The following is a 19,326-nucleotide window of genomic DNA, read 5'->3' as shown; positions in this document are numbered from 1 at the left end:
CTGCCTTCTCAACTTATGAATACGGAACCTTACCTATTCCCCTTTGCTCTATTATGCGTCTTGCAGAGCATTTGGCAATTCTTAGCTGCTGTTTTACCGCCTTTACTCCATGCCGCTACATGGTCGGCATCCATATCGGCATAACTCCACATTTTACTCTTATTAGCATCATGTCCAATGGCACAATGAGGGCAATTTGATTTGCCGGTTTTCTTGGCTTTAGCCGTCTGTTTTGCATACACAGATCTCTTGACAGCCTCATCAAAGACCCTGACATCGAGCAATTTTGTGTCGGTTGAGCCGCCAAGTATATATTCAAATATTCCTCTACGATTATTTACATATGGGTCACCATAGAGTTTTTGAACCTGTGCTGACACTTTAGCAGGATCATATGCTTTCTTATGATACTTCTCGTATAACTGTCCCCATTCGAGCCCGCGCATTTCGCTTTCCACATCAGTAAATACGCCGGAGATCCAGTCTATTACAGTGTTGAAGTATGTTTTCAATTCAGTAATATTCTTGTCATATCGATGGCGACTCATATAATCACCAATATTGCCTTTACTAACCCAATCCAGCGCACGCTCCATAAACTGCTGTCTGCTGGCACTACCAGTTACATATGAGCTCCATTTTTGGATGTTGGCATTTTGGCTATTGCTGAACTCTTCCTTGCCAAGTGTTACAAATGGGCCGGAGTATACAGCATTTAGCAGTTCCTGATCATTAAGCGGCACACCGGCAATGTTTATTGTCTTGAACCACTCTTTTATCTCGCTTTCTGTCCCTTCACATTCATAAATGAGCAGTTTTGTCTCAAGGATCGTAGATTGTTTGTTTTTTGCCATGCCACTAAAATATTGTTCGAGACCATTTTCATCCTTGATGGCAAATTTATCAGTCACAAAACGCCCGGCACTGGTTATACGCTGTTGCCCGTCCAGAACTTCCAATTTATCGTCAGAAACTTTATTAAAGTATATTAAACCTATAGGGTAACCTTTGAGCAATGATTCAATAACTGCGATCTCTTTCTTCCCGCCGTCGGACGCATAAATATAATTACGCTGATATTCCGGCTGAATAGTGAGTTTGCCGGACAAGCCAAACAATCCTTTTCCTTCAAGTTCGTTATAGACAAACCCTTCACAAATATCTTTGATTGTAATATTGGTTTTTAGTGTCGTTTTCATGTCATTTCCCCTGTTCTATTGATATCCGGCAGACTTCTCAATATCTTACCTTTATATTTGAAATAGTCCGCGCCGGCATAAGCTCCGCTCTTATTCAATTCACCTCGTTGTTCATAAAGCTTATATGTAAGAGGCGACAATTTCCAAATCTGCCCGCCGTATTCCACTTCGCGTTCTCCGACAACTGCGGCCGTTACCGTTTCATCGTCCTTAAAGACCACTATATCGCCGTTTTTTAAGCCCTTCCTGTAAAAATTGAACAATCTGCTTTCTTTTCTAGCATGTGAAATCATATCGAACTCTTTTTCTTGATCAACATTTTCAGGGTAAATGACCTTACCCTTAAATGAGAGCAAAAGTTGCTGCAACAGCTCTTGATCAAGCGCGAACAATTCGCTTTCTCCGACCTGATGTTTTTTGAAGATATCGTGCAGAAGGTCTTCTTTATCATCATAATCTTCAAGTTCAATAGCAAAGAACCTTTTTAATCCCGCCACATTATAGTAGCCATTGGCTTCCAAATCTCTCATTCGCTCCGAATAATTCTTTGTGCCTGACTTTCCGATTTTTATAAGGCCTGACACAGCTGTTGTCATTATGTAAATAATCCCTTTCATGTTATTTCCCTCTTTTCTTGTGTCTAATAACAACTCTAAAATATGGACATGAACCGTCCTTTAATCTCAAGTCTTTCCCATCGTCACCATGCCTGAATTTCACAATCTCGAACTGGTCCGGATTGTATTTGTCAAGAAAACTAATTGGCACCCCCATTACCCCACAATAATCGCTCGGAATGGAATCAGTAAACGGTACTTCTATGGCATCGTAATTATCATATCTATCATAGGTTCTTTTTCCTTTAACCTCTTTGTGCTTACTGTATTTTAAATTTTCTTTCATAGTCATAAGCGGTAACGGCTGATGACGGCGTCCGTGATCAAGGTTTGTAAACCAGCAAACATTACGAAATTTCACTAGGCCTGTTTTTTCATCGTAAACCCCGGAAGCAAAATCGCGCGTATTTGGCGTAAAGAAATATGCATTGCCAGCATTAAATCCATTTCCCAGCCACAGCTTATTATTTTTGATCAGCGGGAATATTTCTTTATAGGTGATCGCATTCATGTTGCCGATAATGACGAACTTTTTATTGTAATCAAAAAGCTGCTTGACATATTCGCGAAACAGACTGAACGGCGGATTTGTTACAACAATGTCGGATCTCCTTAGCAGCTCCACACATTCTTTGCTGCGAAAATCACCGGCGGTGTACTTTTCGTCCCCATGCAAAAGTGAAGACGCATTTTTGTCGTGCTTTAACAGATACTTCACATCATCCAGGTTTATTACGCCATCTTTTGTGAGATCAGACACTTCATTGATCTCAATTTTAAATGCTTTTTTTCTTTTCTTTTCGGGCAGTTCCTTTTTCCTTCTGATCTCTCCGGGTATAGAAAACTGCAACTCTGTCTGGGCAATTGGCGAGCCAACATAGCTTGTTGCCACCAATTTTTTTATGCCGTAACCATTGAACCTGTTTGCGAAGAATTTGACAAAATTGCTTTCAAACGGATCGTCGCAATTGCAGTAAATAACCTTGCCTTTGAATACATCGGGGTCATATTCCACATACGCTTCGATCTCTTTTTGAATGTCGTCGTACTGCGTATAGAACTCGTCGTTCTTTGCTCTTTTTGCGTTTGTAAGATGGGCGTTTGCCATATTGGACTTCATTATAGTGTTTAAATCCGGATATTTCAATTTGGAGCAGCCATGAATGCGTCTGTCTCGAGCTTGTCAAGAGGTTAGTTATGATTAGCGGAAGTTAGCGAAAGCATGGAACACTGAACATAGAACACCGAACACGGAGCACAGGCGCTATCCTATTGACTATTCACTTCACTGTGTTCAGTGGTCTGTGTTCTAAGCTCTGTGCTCTAAATATAATTGGACCTGAGGGGGGTCGAACCCCTTACCGTCGCTTGCGCTCCCCATAGGGGCTCTCGCCCCTCTGGCGGCCCTCGACAAGCTCGGGCCTGTCACCCCTTAAGGGAAACTCCCGTTTCCCTTAACAACCCTTCCCGGGTAAGGGGCCCCGGGTTATTTGAATGATCCTTGAGTTGTAAGTAATTTGGAAAGTGGAAGAACTTGGACCTGAGGGGGGTCGAACCCCTTACCTCTAGTATGCCATACTAGCGCTCTACCAGTTGAGCTACAGGCCCGCTTCGCTCGGTGTGAACTCTTACAAACCCAATTTTACCACATAAAAAGCGGGCGGTGAAATCTGTGTTATAATGTAGAAGTGCGGAAAACCCGCACAACCCAAAGAACAGCATGATGCGGGTAATTTTGTGCTTTTTGGGCAAAATAAAACAAGAAAGGGAAACAGATAAATGGCTTCTAAAAAAAGTTCGGGGTCCAAAAAGTTCGTCTACTTTTTCGGAGGAGGAAAGGCGGACGGCAACGAAAAGATGAAAAATCTGCTTGGAGGAAAGGGTGCCAACCTGGCCGAAATGGCGGGCAATCCAAAATTGAAGCTCCCGGTCCCTCCAGGCTTTACACTGACAACGGATGTCTGCACATACTACTATGAGAACGGGAAAAAATACCCCAAAGTTCTCGAGGCCCAGGTAAAGGCCGCGCTCGAAAAAGTTGAAAAGATAATGGGAAAAAAGTTCGGGGACGAAAATGACCCCCTTCTTATGTCGGTACGCTCCGGCGCCAGAAAGTCCATGCCGGGAATGATGGAAACCGTGCTCAATGTCGGGCTTACCACAAGAACGATACCGGGCTTGATCAAGCAGACCGGCGGCAACGAGAGGTTCGTTTATGACGCCTACAGAAGGCTCATCATGATGTACAGCGATGTCGTCATGGAAAAAGCCGCGGGAATTGAGCCCAAAGATGAGATGGGCATCAGAAGGCAGTTGGAGAGGATCATGGACGAGGTAAAAGAGAAAAAAGGGTGTAAGACCGATACCGACCTGACAGGAAAAGACCTCAAGGACCTCTGCGAAGAGTTCAAGAAAAGAGTAAAAGCGGTCCTTGGCAGGGAATTCCCGGACGAGCCGATGGAACAGCTCTGGGGCGGCATTGGGGCCGTGTTCTCTTCCTGGAACGGCAAGAGGGCCGTGTCCTACAGAAGGATAGAGAATATACCGGATGAATGGGGGACCGCGGTCAATGTGCAGACAATGGTGTTCGGCAACATGGGAAGCGACTGCGCCACGGGAGTTGCCTTTACCAGGAACCCCGGAAACGGCGACAACCATTTTTACGGCGAATACCTGGTGAACGCGCAGGGCGAGGATGTGGTGGCCGGCACAAGGACCCCCGCACCGGTCAACGAGGTAAGCAAGAGCGAGAACAACAAGGCCCTGGTATCTCTTGAAAAGGGCATGCCCCATCTTTATAAGGAACTTTTCGGCTTTCAGAATAGGCTCGAAAAACACTACCGCGACATGCAGGACATAGAGTTCACGATAGAAAAAGGCAAACTCTTTATGCTCCAGTGCCGCATAGGCAAAAGGAACGGGCCTGCCGCGGTAAAAATGGCCGTTGACATGGCAAAAGAGAGGCTCATCACAAAAGATGAGGCCATCATGAGAGTGACCCCGGAGCAGCTGGACGAACTGCTGCATCCGATAGTGGACCCCAAGGCGGAAAAAACCAACAAGCCGCTGGCCAAGGGCCTTCCGGCAGGCCCGGGCGGAGCGTTCGGCATGATAGTGTTTTCCTCGCAGGATGCCGTTGACTGGGCCGAAAAAGGAAAACAGGTCATCCTGGTTAGGGAAGAGACCAATCCGGAAGATGTGGAAGGCATGAGGGCCGCCCAGGCGGTCCTGACCGCAAGGGGCGGGATGACCTCTCACGCCGCGCTTGTTGCAAGAGGCTGGGGCAAGTGCTGTGTTGTGGGCTGCGCCGCTATCAGCATCGATTATTCCAGCAAGACCATGACGATTGCCGGAAAGTCCCTTAAAGAAGGCGACTGGATCACTCTAAACGGCACCAAGGGAAATATCTACGAAGGAAAACTTCCCATGGTGGACGCCAGCCAGGAAGGCGGACTGCTCAACGAATTCCTTAAGCTTTGCGACAGCGTAAGAAAGCTGAAGATAAGGACCAATGCCGACACTCCAAAGGACGCTCAAAAGGCAAGGGACTTTGGGGCCGAGGGCATCGGTCTGTTCAGGATAGAGCACATGTTCTACGGCGAGGGCTCCGATGCTCCTCTCTTTGAACTGCGCAAGATGATCCTCTCTAAGACGGTGGAAGAAAGAAAGGCCGCGCTAAAAGACCTTTATCCTCACATGAAGTCCGACATCAAGGCCACTCTTGAGGCGATGAACGGTCTTCCTGTAACGATCAGGCTGATAGACCCGCCGCTGCATGAATTTGTCCCTCACGAAAAGGCCAAACTGGAAGAACTTGCCAAAGCCCTTTCGATCAATATGGAAGACCTGGAAAAGAGAGCCTCGGTACTTCGCGAAAGCAACCCGATGATGGGGCACCGCGGAGTAAGGCTGGGAGTTACCTATCCGGAAATAACCGAGATACAGGCAAGAGCCATCTTCGAATCAGCCGCAGAACTTATCAAGTCCGGCAAAAAAGCTCTGCCGGAAATAATGGTCCCGGTGGTCTCCTGCGTTAACGAGATCAAGGACCAGTACGATATCATCAAGAGGGTCTATGACGAGGTAAAAGCCAAGCACGGGGTAAAGAACCTCCCCTACTCTGTGGGGACCATGATAGAGATCCCCAGGGCGGCCCTGATAGCGGACAAGATTGCCGAAGCCGCGCACTTCTTCTCTTTTGGCACCAACGACCTGACACAGCTGACCTTTGGGTTCAGCCGCGACGATATCGGCTCGTTCCTGGGACATTATCTGGAAAAGGGGATCTTGAAAATTGACCCGTTCCAGAGCATAGACACCGAAGGGGTCGGCGAACTTATCAAGACCGGCATCACAAGAGGAAGAAAGACGAGAAAAGACCTCAAGATAGGTATCTGCGGAGAGCATGGAGGGGACCCTGCTTCCATAGAGTTCTGCTACAAAGCGGGAATGAACTATGTCAGCTGCTCTCCTTTTAGGGTGCCCATTGCACGGCTCGCAGCGGCAAGGGCTGTCCTAAAATAATAGAAGAACGCATGCAAAATATCCGCCGGCTTACGGAGGAGAGGGAAAAAAAGTTCCTCTCCGAAAGGGCTTCTCTTTCCGTAAAGGGGGGAAAGCGCGCAAAAAGCGAGGCCCCCTGCCCTATCAGGACCTGCTACCAGAGGGACCGCGATCGGATAGTGCATTCAAAGGCCTTCAGAAGGTTAAAGCACAAGACGCAGGTCTTTATCTCCCCAACCGGGGACCACTACAGGACCAGGCTTACCCACACTCTGGAAGTGGCCCAGATAGCAAGGACGATAGCAAGGGCGCTGGGGCTTAACGAAGACCTGACCGAGGCGGTAGCTCTGGGACACGACCTGGGGCACACGCCCTTTGGCCATGCGGGAGAATCCGTTCTGGACAAACTGCTTAAGAAGTACGGCCTTTCTTTTGACCACAACATCCAGAGCCTGCATGTGGCGGATAACATAGAAAAGCTCAATCTGACCCCCGAGGTAAGGAACGGGATACTGAACCATCCCTGGACTTTTCCCAGCGCCAGCACTCTGGAGGGTTCTATTGTGCGCTACGCCGACAGGATAGCCTATATCAATCATGATATTGACGACTCGATACGCTCGGGCATCATAAAAAAGAAGGACCTTCCTGCAGGTTATAGAAAGTTCATAGGCAGCGACACGGTGAACGCTTTTGTGAAAGACCTGGTGCTCAGCAGCGCCGGAAAGAACATTGTCAGAATGAGCAAAAAGGGAGAAAGCGTCCTGCACGGGCTCTACAGGTTCATGTTCAAAAAGGTCTATACTTCGCCGACCTCAATTAGAGAGAATAAAAAAGTGGAGCATGTTCTGACCTGCCTGTTCGACCATTTTATGAAAGAGCCGAGACTTGTCCCCGGATTCAAAAAAGGCAAGGGCAAAAAAGCCCTGGCCGCTCTCATAAGGGATCACATCGCCGGGATGACCGACAGGTATGCCATAGCGGTCTTCATGGGCCTGTTCGTGCCGTCGGAATGGAACCTGTGATAGAGAACTCCAGGATAGAAGAGATAAGGGAAAAAGCGGACATAGTGGAGGTGATATCCGGCTATACCGCTCTTAAGAAAAAAGGCAAGAATTATCTTGCCCTTTGCCCTTTCCACAGCGAAAAGACGCCCTCTTTTACCGTAAGCCAGGAAAAACAGCTCTTTCACTGTTTTGGCTGCGGCCAGGGGGGAAATGTTTTCACTTTTTTGATGAAGATAGAGAATGTTGCTTTTGCCGAAGCGGTAAAACTGGTGGCCGACAGGGTCGGGATAGAATTTTCTGTTGATGCCGCCTCAGCGGAAAAGCAATTAAGGCAGGACAACAGGGCGCTTTATGCCGCACTCGACAAAGCCGCCGACTTTTTCCAGTTGAATCTGGAAAAGGACGAGGCTGCAAAAAAATACGCCGCCGAAAGAGGGCTGACCCAAAAGATACTCGATTTTTTCCGCATTGGCTCTGCTCCGGACGGCTGGGATGGCCTCTACAAACACCTGACGCAGGCCTCCTTTTCCCCCGCAGACATCGAAAAGGCCGGGCTGATAATCAAAAAAGAGGACGGCTCATCTTATTACGACCGCTTCCGAAAAAGGCTGATGTTCCCCATCTGGGATATCCAGGGCAGGGTGATCGGCTTTGGAGCAAGGTCGCTTGACGGGAGTTCTCCAAAATATATAAACTCGCCTGAATCGCCCGTGTACAGCAAGGGCTCTGTCCTTTACGGCCTCAACTTTAGCAAGGACAGGATAAAGGAAGAAAAAAGGGCTTACCTGGTAGAGGGATATATGGACTTTATCCGCTGCTACGCTCACGGGATAAAGAATATCGCGGCTTCTTCGGGCACCTCGCTGACGCCCCTGCAGATAAAGGCGCTTGGCAGGCTCTGTCCGGAGCTGGTCCTGGTGTTTGACAGCGACGAGGCCGGGGCCGAGGCCTCGCGCAGAACGATAGACCTGATGAGGGAGATGGAGCTTTATCCCAAGGTGGTAACGCTTGCCGGAGGAAAAGATCCGGACGAACTGATAAAAAAAGAAGGAGCAGAGCGCTTTAGGGAACTGCTAAAGGCGGCGCTTCCTGCAACGCGGTACAGGATAGATTCCGCGATAAGGACGCACAATATTAAGGAGGCCGAGGGCAAAGCACAGGCCGCAAGAAAATGCGCCGCCATCCTGTCGCAGGAAAAGAACCGGATAGTCAGGGACGAATACATAAAGTACGCCGCTCAGAGGCTCGGCATAGATCCGGACAGCCTGCTTTCCGAGATAAAAAGGTCTTCTTTTTACGGCAGAAGGTCCGTGCAGAGCGCTCCGCTAAAGAGGCCGGGCTCAAAAGTGCTCAAGGCCGAAAGGACCCTGATAAAACTTTGGATGGAAGAGCCCTCTGTCAGGGAAACCCTGAAAGGCTCCGTACTGCCTCAGGAATTTTCGGACCCTGTATCAAAGAACATCTTTGAACTGCTGCTTACTTTTGAAGGTATGGAAGAAGAAAAGCCGTACGCTTCGGTGACCGATCTGCTCAAGGGAGAGGAGGAAAAGAGGCTGCTTTCGCAGATAGCGCTTGACCGGCACGAGATAGTGGACCCGGGCGCCATGCTAAAGGACTGCTCCTGCGTTCTCAAGGCCAATTCGATCAAGTCGGGGATAGAGGCGCTTAGACAACAGATGAAGGAGGCAGAGGAGGCAAAGGACATAGAAAAGCTCGGCAGCCTTCAGGCTCAGTATCTGGAGCATCACGGAAGGTTGATGTCTTTGTGAAATTTGAGGGGGTTTTGTCCGATACATTATAGGATGACGCCTCGCAGAAAGGGGAAAGACTTTGGAACACATTCCCGGAAAGAGGGAGGAGGAGCTTTTGCAGTTAAAGACCCTTGCCGACAAAAAAGGGTACCTTAACCCGGACGAGCTCTTGACCTCTTTTGGAGAGACCGAAAAGCCGCACGACGAGGGCGAAGCTTTTTTAAAGAGCCTGGGCTCCGTTAAAAAGATGGCGGCCAGCTTTGGCTCGGGCGCAAAGCTTGAAGAGATAAAGGGCGCCGGGGTTGATGACACGGTAAAGATGTATCTTAGGGAAATAGGCAAGTATCCGCTGCTGACCTTTCCGCAGGAGATAGACCTTGCCAAAAAGATCAAAAAGGGGGATATGGCCTCCAAACACAGGCTGGTCAATTCCAACTTAAGGCTCGTTGTCAGCATCGCAAAAAAATACACCGGCAGGGGAATGCTCTTTCTTGACCTGATACAGGAAGGCAACCTCGGCCTTATCAGGGCCGTAGAAAAGTTCGATTACAGAAAGGGCTATAAGTTCTCGACCTATGCCACCTGGTGGATCAGGCAGGCCATAACCAGGTCCATAGCGGACCAGGCAAGGACGATAAGGATACCCGTGCATATGGTGGAGACCATAAACCGCCTTAGAAAGATCTCGAGGGGGCTCCTGCAAAAGCTTGGCCGCAAGCCCACCGAGAACGAGATAGCAAAAAAGGCGCGCATGTCAGCCGACAAGGTAAGAGAAGTCGTCAAGGTCTCGCAGCTGCCGCTCTCGCTTGAGATCCCCATCGGGGACGAAGAAAGCTCCCATCTGGGCGACTTTGTCGAGGATTCTACCGTGGCGCATCCCGACGAGGTGGTGCTGCACGGCCTCTTAAGGGACGACCTGGAAGAAGTGATGCAGTCGCTGTCAGAAAGAGAAAGGACAGTACTTAGACTGCGCTTTGGCCTTGAGGACGGGCGTCCCAGAACGCTTGAGGAAGTGGGACAGCTCTACAAGGTTACAAGAGAAAGAATAAGGCAGATAGAGGCCAAGGCCCTGCGCAAATTAAAGCACCCCACACGCAGCAGAAAACTCAGGGAATACCTTAAATAGGTTCTTGTGCTATAATTCTTTCAGCATTCTGAAAGGAGAACAGCATGAGAAAGTTCCTTGCCTGCCTAACGATGATCGGTCTGCTTGCCTCAGGCTCGCTTGCCCTGCCCAGCGGGATACTGCCTTACGGAGTAAGCGCCAAGTATGCCGCCATGGGCGGAGCCGGTGCCTCCCTGGTGGACGACATTGCTTCGGCCTACTATAATCCCGCCGGAATGTACCGCTCGGGCGGAGCGGACCTTAAGATAGGAGCAGGTACTGCTTCGGACGGCTCGGACCAACTGGTCAGCATGGCCTCAAATCTCGGGAACCCTGCCAAATTTTTATCCGATAATTTTTCCAAATCTCTTGATATAAACGGCAATGTGCACGCCATAATAGGCCTTTCGGTCGGCAAGTTCGGACTATCTGTGATCCCTGCCGGACGCCTTAATCTGTCAAAGGCTGCCAACACCCTCAACGGGACCATCTCCGGGCTAGGCCACTCTGATACGGCACTCACCTTTGGCTACGGAGTTGGCATCCCCTATCTGGCCAAAGCGGGCGTAGGAGCAAGCGTAAAGTATATCCACAACGCTCTTGCCGGCGCCGCGGTAACCGCTTCGGGAGCCACCACCACCATAACCAACACTATCACCCAGTATAACGGCCTGGGCTTTGACCTGGGTCTTCAGGGAACGCTGGACTTGATACCTACCGCCCCCATCTCGGTTGCGCTGGTATACAAAGACTTTGCCGCCAATCTTAACGGGACGCAGCAGATCTCTTCCGGGACTTTTAACACGCTTACAGGAGCCGAGATAACCCCGATGGCCACTGTCTCGGACGGGCCGATAGCCGGCACTTCTATCCCCACGACCCTGGTCTTGGGGGCCTCGGGACAGATACCGATTGTCGGTCTTAAACTGGCCGTTGACCTTGACACTATCGGAGGCAACACTCCCTATTCCGTGACCCACATCGGATTGGAATATCCTGTGGCAATGGGACTGGTCAACCTAAGGCTGGGCAAGATAAACGGCAGCAATGTCGACATGTTCACCTACGGCGCGGGCATTTTAAAGGACATGGTCAACATAGCGTTCGTTTCGGACAACAAGGATAGCCGCAACAATCAGATGCTGGCGGATATTCACATCGGCTTCTAACAGGGAAAAAGGTTTTTGCGGGCCCCGGTCATCTGACCGGGGCTTTTGCTTTCTTTAAGCTGGTACAAAATAGTTTCGGAGGAGCTTTCGCCGGCTTCCACCATCCCCGCCGGCAAAAAGACGCCCGTAGAAGTCTCTTTGATGCTGCGGTCCTCCAGTTTTATCTCGAACCTTACATCCGCGGGGAATACTTTTGTTCTTTTGCCGCCGTAAGCCCCGTTAAAGGGAGCCGCCCATTCTTCGATGACCGAGGCAACTGTAGCTCTCTTGTCCTGGAACTCCTCCCCGAACTCGGTTATGACGGCCACCTCGGGCATGGCCTGCTTTATCACATTGATGGACCCGATAAGGCCCAGGTGCTGCCTCAAAAGCTTGCCCTCTTCCTTTTCTAAAGACCCTATGTTCATGAGCAGTATCTGGCAGCCCTTGTACTGCTCCCCCAGGCCGCTCTCGTATCTGGTATCTCCCGTCACCCCTATCTTGACCGGGCGCTGGTCTTTGCCGGCTATATTCGTCTCTATCACGAACCCCACGGAGGATTCCTCGTGCGTCCACAGCTCTTCGTGAAAGGCCTCTTTTACATGAATGACGCAGCCGTATTTTTCCTTTAACTGGACGCCGCCCGCGTGGTCTATTGTGGTGTTTGGCACAAGCAGCTTGAAGTTTATCTCTTTTGAGCCCAGAGGGCTTACCGCGTCAAAGAGGCCCTGGAACTTTAGCATGACCCCGGAAGAGCCGAACACATCAAGGACCTTGATCTTGTCGTGAGGGACATTGTCGTTGTATTTGGCAAGGAGTGAAAGAATGGCCTCTATCGATTCGGTGTGGTCGTCGTGGTCGTGTGTAACTATTATCGCGTCCAGGTCCACTATAGAAAGGTCGCAGTCCCTGAACAGTTCCAGGAACCCGTAGCCCGGATCGATCGCGATGGAGCGCACAACTCCCTGCCTGTTCTTTAGCGTCAACAGATAGCCTCCACCCTGGCTTATCCCCGTGGAATAAAGAGGGGAAGAAGAGTTCCACTTGTGCAGCGTTTTTAGCACATTGGGCCCCACCGCCTTGTCCACATAACGGGCAATGTTGAGGTCATGGCGCAGTTTTTCTTTGGAGCGCTCCACTTTTTCTATCATCGGGAAGATGGTCTCTTCCATGTAGGAGATGGCCTTAAGGGAATCGGTATTGAACTCTTTTTGCAGGTGCTCCAGCCTGCGGGAGGACTTAAAATCCTCGTAGGCGTCTTTGAACCTTCCCTGAAGGAACCTGGCTATCCCTCTGTAATAATCAAGATGCGCGGTAAGCAAAGTCTTGCTGCGGACCTTCTTAATGACCGTATCAAGGACATGCTCCGCTTCTTTATAGAGGCCGGCTCCCAGGCACTGGGAGATCATCAGGTCCCAGGGCCCCTGCCCTTTTACCTCAGACCAGGAAGCAGCGCTCCTCTCAAGCGTTCGAACAATTATGGAAAGATTGTCCTTTATCCAGGAGGCCCTCTCCTGAACAGGAAGGCCGAGAAGGTTTTGCCAGGTCTCTATCGCGTCAGCGTCAAGCCTCATGAGGTAATGGTAGCACAGGCAATGAATTTCTTTCAAACAAAAGCCAAGTGCTGCTTAAGGTCAACTTTGCTTCCCGTAAAGCCGACGCCTTCTTCAATAAGCCGGCGCTTTTGCCCCGTTTTGCCTCCAAAAGCGAAGTTTTTAGAAAGGCTTCCGTCCGCAAAGACGACGCGGTGGCAGGGATAGCGCAGCGGGTCCGGATTATGATGAAGGGCCCTTCCCACAAGGCGCGCACAGTTGACGCCCGACGCCTTTGCTACCAATCCGTAGGTGGACACCCTGCCCCTTGGTATTTTGGCAACGGCATCCAGTATCTTCTGTTCCCAAAGTTTCATGACGAGGATATAAAGGATAGCATATTAAGAGCGGGCGGGGAGATAAGTCTCGCGAACCTTATCACGAACACTCCTCACGAATGCTCTCTAAAACTCTCCTCGAAATGGCCCGCTCTAACACCGCGAACTACCACGAATAGAGAAGTCGTGTGCAAAGCACAGGACCTTTGCGTTCGAGTATATTAGAGGAATTCGCGTGTCCTATTTCGCGGAAACAGTTTCGAGTTGATTAGAGATGCGCCGTTAGGGATAACATTTCGCGAAAGAAGGCTTTCTGCCATGCTGGCAAGTTCACACTATATTTGCTAAAATTAGAGAGTATGGCCCTATCGTCCCCCTCGACAGGCTCGGGGCAGGTAACGGTTAGGACACCCCGACTTCCAGTCGGGGCGATCGGGAGGCAGACATCGGATCATGAAAAAGAATTGTGTTTATATACTCGAGAGCAAAAAGGATGGCCGGTTCTATGTAGGTCAGACGGACGATTTGGTTGAAAGACTGTCGGCACATAATAGAGGCTCAGTTAAGTCAACGAAATGCAGGAAACCTTTAGAATTAATTTTTTACAAGACTTATAATACAAGAAGCGAGGCAGTTAGAGAAGAAGCTCGCATAAAGAACTACAAAAATACGGAAAAACTGCTCATGAACATGGCCCTATCGTCTAACGGTTAGGACACCCCGACTTCCAGTCGGGGCGATCGGGGCAAGCAGGTATTGTTATCTTTTGTTTGTCCGGTTTTGGATTTTGGGTTTAGAGTTTTGAGCTTCTTCGCAAAGCGAAGTATGGCCCTATCGTCTAACGGTTAGGACATCAGCTTTTCAAGCTGACGATCGGGGTTCGATTCCCCGTAGGGCTATTTTCTCATCCCCTCGCCCGCGACATTTAACTTATCTCCCTCAGACAATACATTCCAGAGTCCAGGATTTATTATTCATAATGGTCCATTGGGGTGAGGTCACATTAGCTGGACAATGAAACACTCACCAATTGCTGGCGGTTCTCAATAATAAAGAAATCCTAATAATTATTTTGGATGAACAATATCACCGGCAACAAAATACAATATTTCCTGGGTATCCATTTTCCCCGCATGGGATGTGCTAACCCTAAGAACCCATGTCCATACTAAATTACCCCCTTCCAGAGAAGAGGAATACTCATACTCTGATGTATTTACCATCGGGGGTCTAATATGAGACATATAATCCTTTGAGGAGCAAAACAATGAGATTCTCCATTGTTTATCTGGAAACCCGGTGGCATCCAAAATAATATCACTGTCATTTCTATATAGTTGATGATCCGCCATAAGCAACTTTGGCGGAAGAATGATTTCCATCATTTGGCGAGGCTCTCTTATATCAACAAATGGGGTTCCCCTCCAAGTTATTCTATCAATTGTTTCATTGTTTGATATTTTGGACATTAATTTTATGATGCCCGATTTATGAAAAGATATTTTAGGTCGCTCACCCTCATTAATTGCTTCGATGTTTACCCTATGATTATTTTTAATACCGAACAGCATTTCTTTTTCAAATCCGTAGAAGCTCATGCCAACTGATCCATCAGCCATGTCAAAAATATTCATTATCTTGGCAAAGTTTTCCTTATTTCTGAGAAATATCCTTGAATAACGCTTTGTACTGTTCATATATGCATTTTCCTATTAAGACATTATATTGCGTATTTAGGGGTGCAATCAAGGTGATGCTAAAGATGGGTGAAAATGATCTTTCTTTCCAATACAAGGGATATGATCAGCAGCTACGACAACCATCCCTTAGGGCTAGTTTCTATCTCCTCACCGATGACATATGTCATAAATAGCCGGGCAGATTTCTAGCCAAATAAACAATAAGCCCACAAAAACATACCTCGGTTGATCTTTGTTGGTCGAAATGATATTATCCATAATTAATGATAGACCCAAAACCAGCAAAAGTTGTTGATTTGCTAAAATCATCATCTAGATGGATAGTGCCAAAGTATCAGAGAGAATACTCTTGGGGCAAGACAGAAGCACTTGAATTTTGGGAAGACATACAAAGCTACGCTAATAGTGAAGATGACCAGCTCTTCTTGGGCACACTAATATTCGATGTATCGGAAGAAAAGCATAATATCATCAAAATTATTGATGGCCAACAAAGGCTCACAACAATACTGCTCTTATTGATCGCTTTAAGAAACAGAGCAAAAGAAATAAACGAACGAGAGATATCCGGACAAATACAAAGCTATATCACATTTATGGATGACGCTTCTGCGGAATCTCGAGGCAACCGATTAATTGCATCGGAGTCGATTAAAGATATATTTGAAGAAATGTCCAAACACGACTGGGATGGAAGGTTCCCAGCAAAGATTGGAATAAAACCGGTAAAGAGGCAAGTTAACAGAATTAAGCCGATATTTGATTTCTTTGCAAGCGAAGTCGCAGAATATGATCGAACGATACTGGTAAAAATACAGAAGGCATTATATAAATCCTATGTTGCAATTATCGATATTCAAGACGAAGCAGAAGCTTTCAGCATTTTTGAGAGAACAAACGCCAGGGGAATGGATCTGGAAGCTTCAGATTTGTTAAAGAACTATCTATTTGCTTCGGGAGTTGTTGGCGTGGAAGATATTTGGCCACAAATAATCGAGAATTCTGAGGGAACCGTTCTAAGAATGCTTAAATATTTCTACGTCTCACAAAAGGGGTATATTGCAAAATCACAGCTTTACAAAAACATAAGAAGATATAGTCAAGAGATTGGCAATGAAAAACTACTGGAGGAATTGAATGCGTTTTCCAAGTATTTTTATGAAATCAGGAATGCAAATAAGGATGGCCTTCAGGCATATTTTGAAAGCCTAGGCTATGAAAGCATCTCAACAAAAGAAGACAGATATCAGAAAATATATCATTCTCTGGAGGGACTAAGACTGTTTAAGGTGTCGCAAATCTACCCTTTAGTTTATTCCGCAATAATGTCTTCAAAATCAAACGGAGAAACTGAGACAAAAACAAAGAAGCTAATTGTTTTTTTGGATGTGCTTGAGAAGTACCATTTTATCAACAATGCTATCTGTGATCGAGTTGGCAACGAAGTTGAAAAGACATATGCCGATTATTGTGTTAAGTTTTGGAATACAAGTGACTTTATTGAAACCGCAAATGAACTAATTGCATTGCTAAAAAGAAAAGTGGCAAAAGAAGATGAGTTTGTCTCTAGATTTTCAGAAATATCTTATGCTCAAGATACTATTGCCCTAATAATGTATATTTTTGACAGGATAATCAATTACAAAGTTGAGCCTCCCGATAGGATCGCACTCTATAATCCCAACAAGAAAATAACAAGGAAAAACCATAACATTGAACATTTTTATCCTCAAAATCCGGAGAGCAATCCATTGCCAGCTGATGTATGCAATAATATCGGAAATCTATTGTGCCTTGGCTTTAAGACCAACTCTAGACTCGGCAATATGATGCCAAAAGAGAAGATTGAATATTTAAAGCAGCACACTGAGGAAATCGCAAATAAAAATTTTGTTGTTGATTTTGTAAAGAGGAATGAAAACTCTGCAAATGAATGGGGGGAAAAACAGATTTTGAATCGAGCCCGTGTTTTGAGCAAAAAGGCATATGATTCTATTTGGAAATTCTAAAACTCGTTTTTGCTGATTGTCCCCCAAGCTAATAACCATTTCTCGGTATTGCCCCCTTCCCTTCGTTCTGCTATACTCTCTAATTGGCCGCAAGATAAAATTCCCCGAAAGGAAAAAACAAGGAAATGATGAAAACACTTGTCCGTTTGTTCACGGTTTTATGCCTGCTGTACCAGGCCTCTTTTGCCTGCACCGACTTTGCTATCAAGGCAAAGGACGGCACGGTGATAAACGGGCGCTCGATGGAGTTCCCGGTGGACCTAAAGTCCGAGCTCGTAGCGGTGCCGCGCGGGATAGAGCACAGGGTAGTCGATGCCAAAGGCACTGCCGGAGCAGCCTGGTCGTCCAAGTACGCGTTCTTTGGCGTAAATGCCTTTAAGCTAAAGGACTGCTTTGTGGAGGGATTGAACGAAAAAGGCCTCTCTGCCGGAGGCCTCATGTTCACGGGCGCAGTGTACCAGCAGCCAAAGGCCGGAAAGTTCGTTCCCCTGGACAAGTTCATTACCTGGATACTCGGCAATTTTGCATCCGTTGACGAAGTAAGGGCGGCCCTTCCGGGAATAACCGTCTGCGATTCTGAGGTAAAAGATATCAAAGGCATGGGGCTGCACCTTTCCCTGCATGATGCTTCAGGAAAAAGCCTTGTTGTGGAATTCATAGACGGGAAAATGAACATTTACGACAATCCCGTCGGCGTTCTTACCAACAGGCCCAGCTTTCCCTGGCAACTGCAGAACCTGAGCAACTATATTAACCTTGGGCCCTCCGACAAAAAACCAAGGACGATCAGCGGTGCAAAGGTCCAGCCAACCGGAGTGGGAAGCGGCATGCTGGGACTCCCGGGGGACTGGACGCCGCCTTCACGCTTTGTGAGGATGGTCCTGTGCAAGGACGCGGCCCTTACACCCAAAAACGCAAAGGAAGCCGTTGTTGCGGCAGAGCATCTGTTAAATGCCGTGGATATACCAAGAGGGGTCATCAAGGAAAACCCAAAACCTTTTATCACCTTGTACGGCTATGCCCAGTGGGTAGTGATGAAGGACCTGACCAACAAGACCATTTATTATAAGACCTACGAAAACACCGCATGGAAAAAGGCAAGCCTGAGCGGCTTTAAACTGGAAAAAGGCGCCCCTGTAAGGTCAATACCTATGGACAGCACCGTCTTTTCCGCGCAGGATGTATCAAAGCAGTTCAAGTAGAGGTCAAAGGTAGACGACATCCTCGCCGCTGTAAAGCGAGAGGAACAATAGCATATACTCTTTCATGTGCCGCGTGATGAGGAAGTTGTTCTTTACATGCTCGCGGCCGTTCTGCCCCAGTTTTTTTGCATAGCCGGGCGAATTTAGCAGCTGTTTTATCTCGAACGCGGCGCCTTCTATCGACCGGCACAACAGGCCCGAAAATTTGTGCTTTATCTGAAGCGGGATCCCGCCAACGCTGGAGGCCACGACCGGCTTTGCCTTCCACAGCGCCTCAGATACTGTAAGGCCAAACCCTTCTTTAAGGGATTTTTGCACTATCACATCCGATGCCCTCTGCAGGGCGTTTATCTCTATGTCATCCTGCGGAAGCAGCAGGATGTGAATGTCCTCATCGCCTGCGGCCCGCTCTTTTACCTCGTCAAGAACAAGCTGCCCCTCGGGATCGTCCGTTGCCCCTCCGCCCGCCAGAATAAGCCTGCAGTCAATATATTTTTTTACCAGTTTATAGGCCTCTATCACGCCGATGGGGTCCTTGAGCCGGTCAAACCTCGATATCTGGGTCACTATCGGCTTATCTTTTGGGATGGAATACTTCTTTAGTACAGCGTCAATGGTTTCCTGTGGCAATTCCCTGTTCTTGTCGCTTAAGGGATCTATCGAGGGAGAAATAAGGAACTGGCTGACAGGAAGTTTCTGCGAAAAGAGAGGCGAAGAAAACACGGCGGCATCGTATTTATTGATGAATTTTTTGAGAAAATGCCAGACCTTGCGGTCCGGATGCGACACATCTATGTGGCATCTCCAGGCCCATTTCTTTCTCTTTTTTTTGGTTATCAAAAAAATGGGCTGGGGATCGTGGACAAAGATAATGTCTCCGTAAAGGTCCATCTCCTCAAGGTTCTTTTTCCCTGTCTCAAGAAAAACATCAAAGTCCCGCTGGGTGATATCTTCTTCCTTGCCGTGAAGAGCGTTGTGGAATTTTTTGGTGACCGCAAAGAACTGCTCTCCCCCCTTGATAAGGTCCCACTTGGCATCCAGGCCGATCTCCCTCATAAGAGGGATCATCCTGTTAAGTATCTCGGCCACTCCGCCGCCGACCGAGGTGGAATTGATGTTTTGCACCACTTTGCCCTTTAGCCTTTCGGCCAAAAGCCGCAGGTCATCTATTACCGACTGCCCCACTATCTCCACATAATCATTTAGTTTTGCCAC

The 19,326-nt window shown here is 48.0% G+C and carries 15 protein-coding genes and 2 tRNA genes; 9 read left to right on the top strand and 8 right to left on the bottom strand.

Translation table 11 applies throughout. The features are described from left to right. Positions 1-29: 29 nt before the first annotated feature. From WC490_03125 to WC490_03110, 4 genes are all read right to left on the bottom strand, one after another. Entirely contained in the window at positions 30-1,199 is a 1,170-nt protein-coding gene (locus WC490_03125) for a DUF262 domain-containing protein (protein ID MFA5097601.1), read from the bottom strand. Further along, positions 1,196-1,816: a GIY-YIG nuclease family protein gene (locus tag WC490_03120; GenBank protein ID MFA5097600.1), complete on the bottom strand. Its 621-nt coding sequence runs from the start codon at positions 1,814-1,816 to the stop codon at positions 1,196-1,198. The genes WC490_03125 and WC490_03120 overlap by 4 nt, the downstream gene beginning before the upstream one ends. 1 nt (position 1,817) lies before the next feature. Next, positions 1,818-2,924, bottom strand: coding sequence for an adenine-specific methyltransferase EcoRI family protein (locus WC490_03115; GenBank protein MFA5097599.1), 1,107 nt, complete (start codon positions 2,922-2,924; stop codon positions 1,818-1,820). Between the two features lie 427 nt (positions 2,925-3,351). Further along, a tRNA-Ala gene (locus tag WC490_03110) sits at positions 3,352-3,424 on the bottom strand. Positions 3,425-3,595: 171 nt separating this feature from the next. On the opposite strand from WC490_03110, the gene ppdK reads away from it, so the two are divergent. The 5 genes from ppdK to WC490_03085 all read left to right on the top strand — a co-directional run bounded on the left by ppdK (position 3,596) and on the right by WC490_03085 (position 11,351). Then, positions 3,596-6,340, top strand: coding sequence for a pyruvate, phosphate dikinase (ppdK, locus tag WC490_03105; GenBank protein ID MFA5097598.1), 2,745 nt, complete (start codon positions 3,596-3,598; stop codon positions 6,338-6,340). A gap of 11 nt (positions 6,341-6,351) precedes the next feature. Beyond that, entirely contained in the window at positions 6,352-7,344 is a 993-nt protein-coding gene (locus WC490_03100) for a deoxyguanosinetriphosphate triphosphohydrolase (protein ID MFA5097597.1), read from the top strand. After that, complete coding sequence (gene dnaG / locus WC490_03095; GenBank protein MFA5097596.1) at positions 7,332-9,095, top strand: DNA primase; 1,764 nt, start codon at positions 7,332-7,334, stop codon at positions 9,093-9,095. Before WC490_03100 ends, dnaG begins: the two co-directional genes overlap by 13 nt. A 61-nt stretch (positions 9,096-9,156) precedes the next feature. Continuing rightward, positions 9,157-10,203, top strand: coding sequence for an RNA polymerase sigma factor RpoD (gene rpoD / locus WC490_03090; protein MFA5097595.1), 1,047 nt, complete (start codon positions 9,157-9,159; stop codon positions 10,201-10,203). A 44-nt stretch (positions 10,204-10,247) separates the two neighbouring features. Next, positions 10,248-11,351: a hypothetical protein gene (locus WC490_03085; protein ID MFA5097594.1), complete on the top strand. Its 1,104-nt coding sequence runs from the start codon at positions 10,248-10,250 to the stop codon at positions 11,349-11,351. Here the strand turns inward: WC490_03085 and WC490_03080 are convergent. Together WC490_03080 and WC490_03075 are read right to left on the bottom strand one after the other, a co-directional pair. Next, positions 11,348-12,940: an MBL fold metallo-hydrolase gene (locus WC490_03080; GenBank protein ID MFA5097593.1), complete on the bottom strand. Its 1,593-nt coding sequence runs from the start codon at positions 12,938-12,940 to the stop codon at positions 11,348-11,350. The two genes, WC490_03085 and WC490_03080, sit on opposite strands and share 4 nt — an antisense overlap. Beyond that, positions 12,937-13,239: a methylated-DNA--[protein]-cysteine S-methyltransferase gene (locus WC490_03075; protein ID MFA5097592.1), complete on the bottom strand. Its 303-nt coding sequence runs from the start codon at positions 13,237-13,239 to the stop codon at positions 12,937-12,939. Before WC490_03075 ends, WC490_03080 begins: the two co-directional genes overlap by 4 nt. A 414-nt stretch (positions 13,240-13,653) precedes the next feature. Here WC490_03075 and WC490_03070 point away from each other — a divergent pair, with 414 nt between their 5' ends. Both WC490_03070 and WC490_03065 read left to right on the top strand, forming a co-directional pair. Further along, positions 13,654-13,914, top strand: coding sequence for a GIY-YIG nuclease family protein (locus WC490_03070; protein MFA5097591.1), 261 nt, complete (start codon positions 13,654-13,656; stop codon positions 13,912-13,914). A 113-nt stretch (positions 13,915-14,027) separates the two neighbouring features. Beyond that, positions 14,028-14,099 (top strand) — tRNA-Glu (locus tag WC490_03065). A 168-nt stretch (positions 14,100-14,267) separates the two neighbouring features. Here the strand turns inward: WC490_03065 and WC490_03060 are convergent. Further along, entirely contained in the window at positions 14,268-14,897 is a 630-nt protein-coding gene (locus tag WC490_03060) for a hypothetical protein (protein MFA5097590.1), read from the bottom strand. A 266-nt stretch (positions 14,898-15,163) separates the two neighbouring features. Here WC490_03060 and WC490_03055 point away from each other — a divergent pair, with 266 nt between their 5' ends. Further along, on the top strand, positions 15,164-16,909 hold the full coding sequence (locus tag WC490_03055; GenBank protein MFA5097589.1) for a DUF262 domain-containing HNH endonuclease family protein: 1,746 nt from the start codon (positions 15,164-15,166) through the stop codon (positions 16,907-16,909). A gap of 125 nt (positions 16,910-17,034) precedes the next feature. Then, complete coding sequence (locus WC490_03050; protein MFA5097588.1) at positions 17,035-18,111, top strand: choloylglycine hydrolase family protein; 1,077 nt, start codon at positions 17,035-17,037, stop codon at positions 18,109-18,111. A gap of 3 nt (positions 18,112-18,114) precedes the next feature. On the opposite strand, the gene WC490_03045 is transcribed toward WC490_03050, so the two are convergent. Beyond that, positions 18,115-19,326, bottom strand: coding sequence for a glycosyltransferase (locus tag WC490_03045; protein ID MFA5097587.1), 1,212 nt, complete (start codon positions 19,324-19,326; stop codon positions 18,115-18,117).

The sequence above is a fragment of the Candidatus Margulisiibacteriota bacterium genome (assembly GCA_041650635.1).
Lineage (GTDB): Bacteria > Margulisbacteria > WOR-1 > JAKLHX01 > JBAZKV01 > JBAZKV01.
The sequence above is the reverse complement of the archived record's forward strand: the minus strand, read 5'-3'. Positions and strand labels throughout refer to the sequence as shown.

Bases quoted from the DNA above. Each gene is read 5' to 3' on its own strand.
- WC490_03125 (MFA5097601.1), bottom strand. From the start codon at position 1,199: ATGAAAACGACACTAAAAACCAATATTACAATCAAAGATATTTGTGAA.
- WC490_03120 (MFA5097600.1), bottom strand. From the start codon at position 1,816: ATGAAAGGGATTATTTACATAATGACAACAGCTGTGTCAGGCCTTATA.
- WC490_03115 (MFA5097599.1), bottom strand. From the start codon at position 2,924: ATGGCAAACGCCCATCTTACAAACGCAAAAAGAGCAAAGAACGACGAG.
- ppdK (MFA5097598.1), top strand. From the start codon at position 3,596: ATGGCTTCTAAAAAAAGTTCGGGGTCCAAAAAGTTCGTCTACTTTTTC.
- WC490_03100 (MFA5097597.1), top strand. From the start codon at position 6,352: ATGCAAAATATCCGCCGGCTTACGGAGGAGAGGGAAAAAAAGTTCCTC.
- dnaG (MFA5097596.1), top strand. From the start codon at position 7,332: ATGGAACCTGTGATAGAGAACTCCAGGATAGAAGAGATAAGGGAAAAA.
- WC490_03085 (MFA5097594.1), top strand. From the start codon at position 10,248: ATGAGAAAGTTCCTTGCCTGCCTAACGATGATCGGTCTGCTTGCCTCA.
- WC490_03075 (MFA5097592.1), bottom strand. From the start codon at position 13,239: ATGAAACTTTGGGAACAGAAGATACTGGATGCCGTTGCCAAAATACCA.
- WC490_03070 (MFA5097591.1), top strand. From the start codon at position 13,654: ATGAAAAAGAATTGTGTTTATATACTCGAGAGCAAAAAGGATGGCCGG.
- WC490_03060 (MFA5097590.1), bottom strand. From the start codon at position 14,897: ATGAACAGTACAAAGCGTTATTCAAGGATATTTCTCAGAAATAAGGAA.
- WC490_03055 (MFA5097589.1), top strand. From the start codon at position 15,164: ATGATAGACCCAAAACCAGCAAAAGTTGTTGATTTGCTAAAATCATCA.
- WC490_03050 (MFA5097588.1), top strand. From the start codon at position 17,035: ATGATGAAAACACTTGTCCGTTTGTTCACGGTTTTATGCCTGCTGTAC.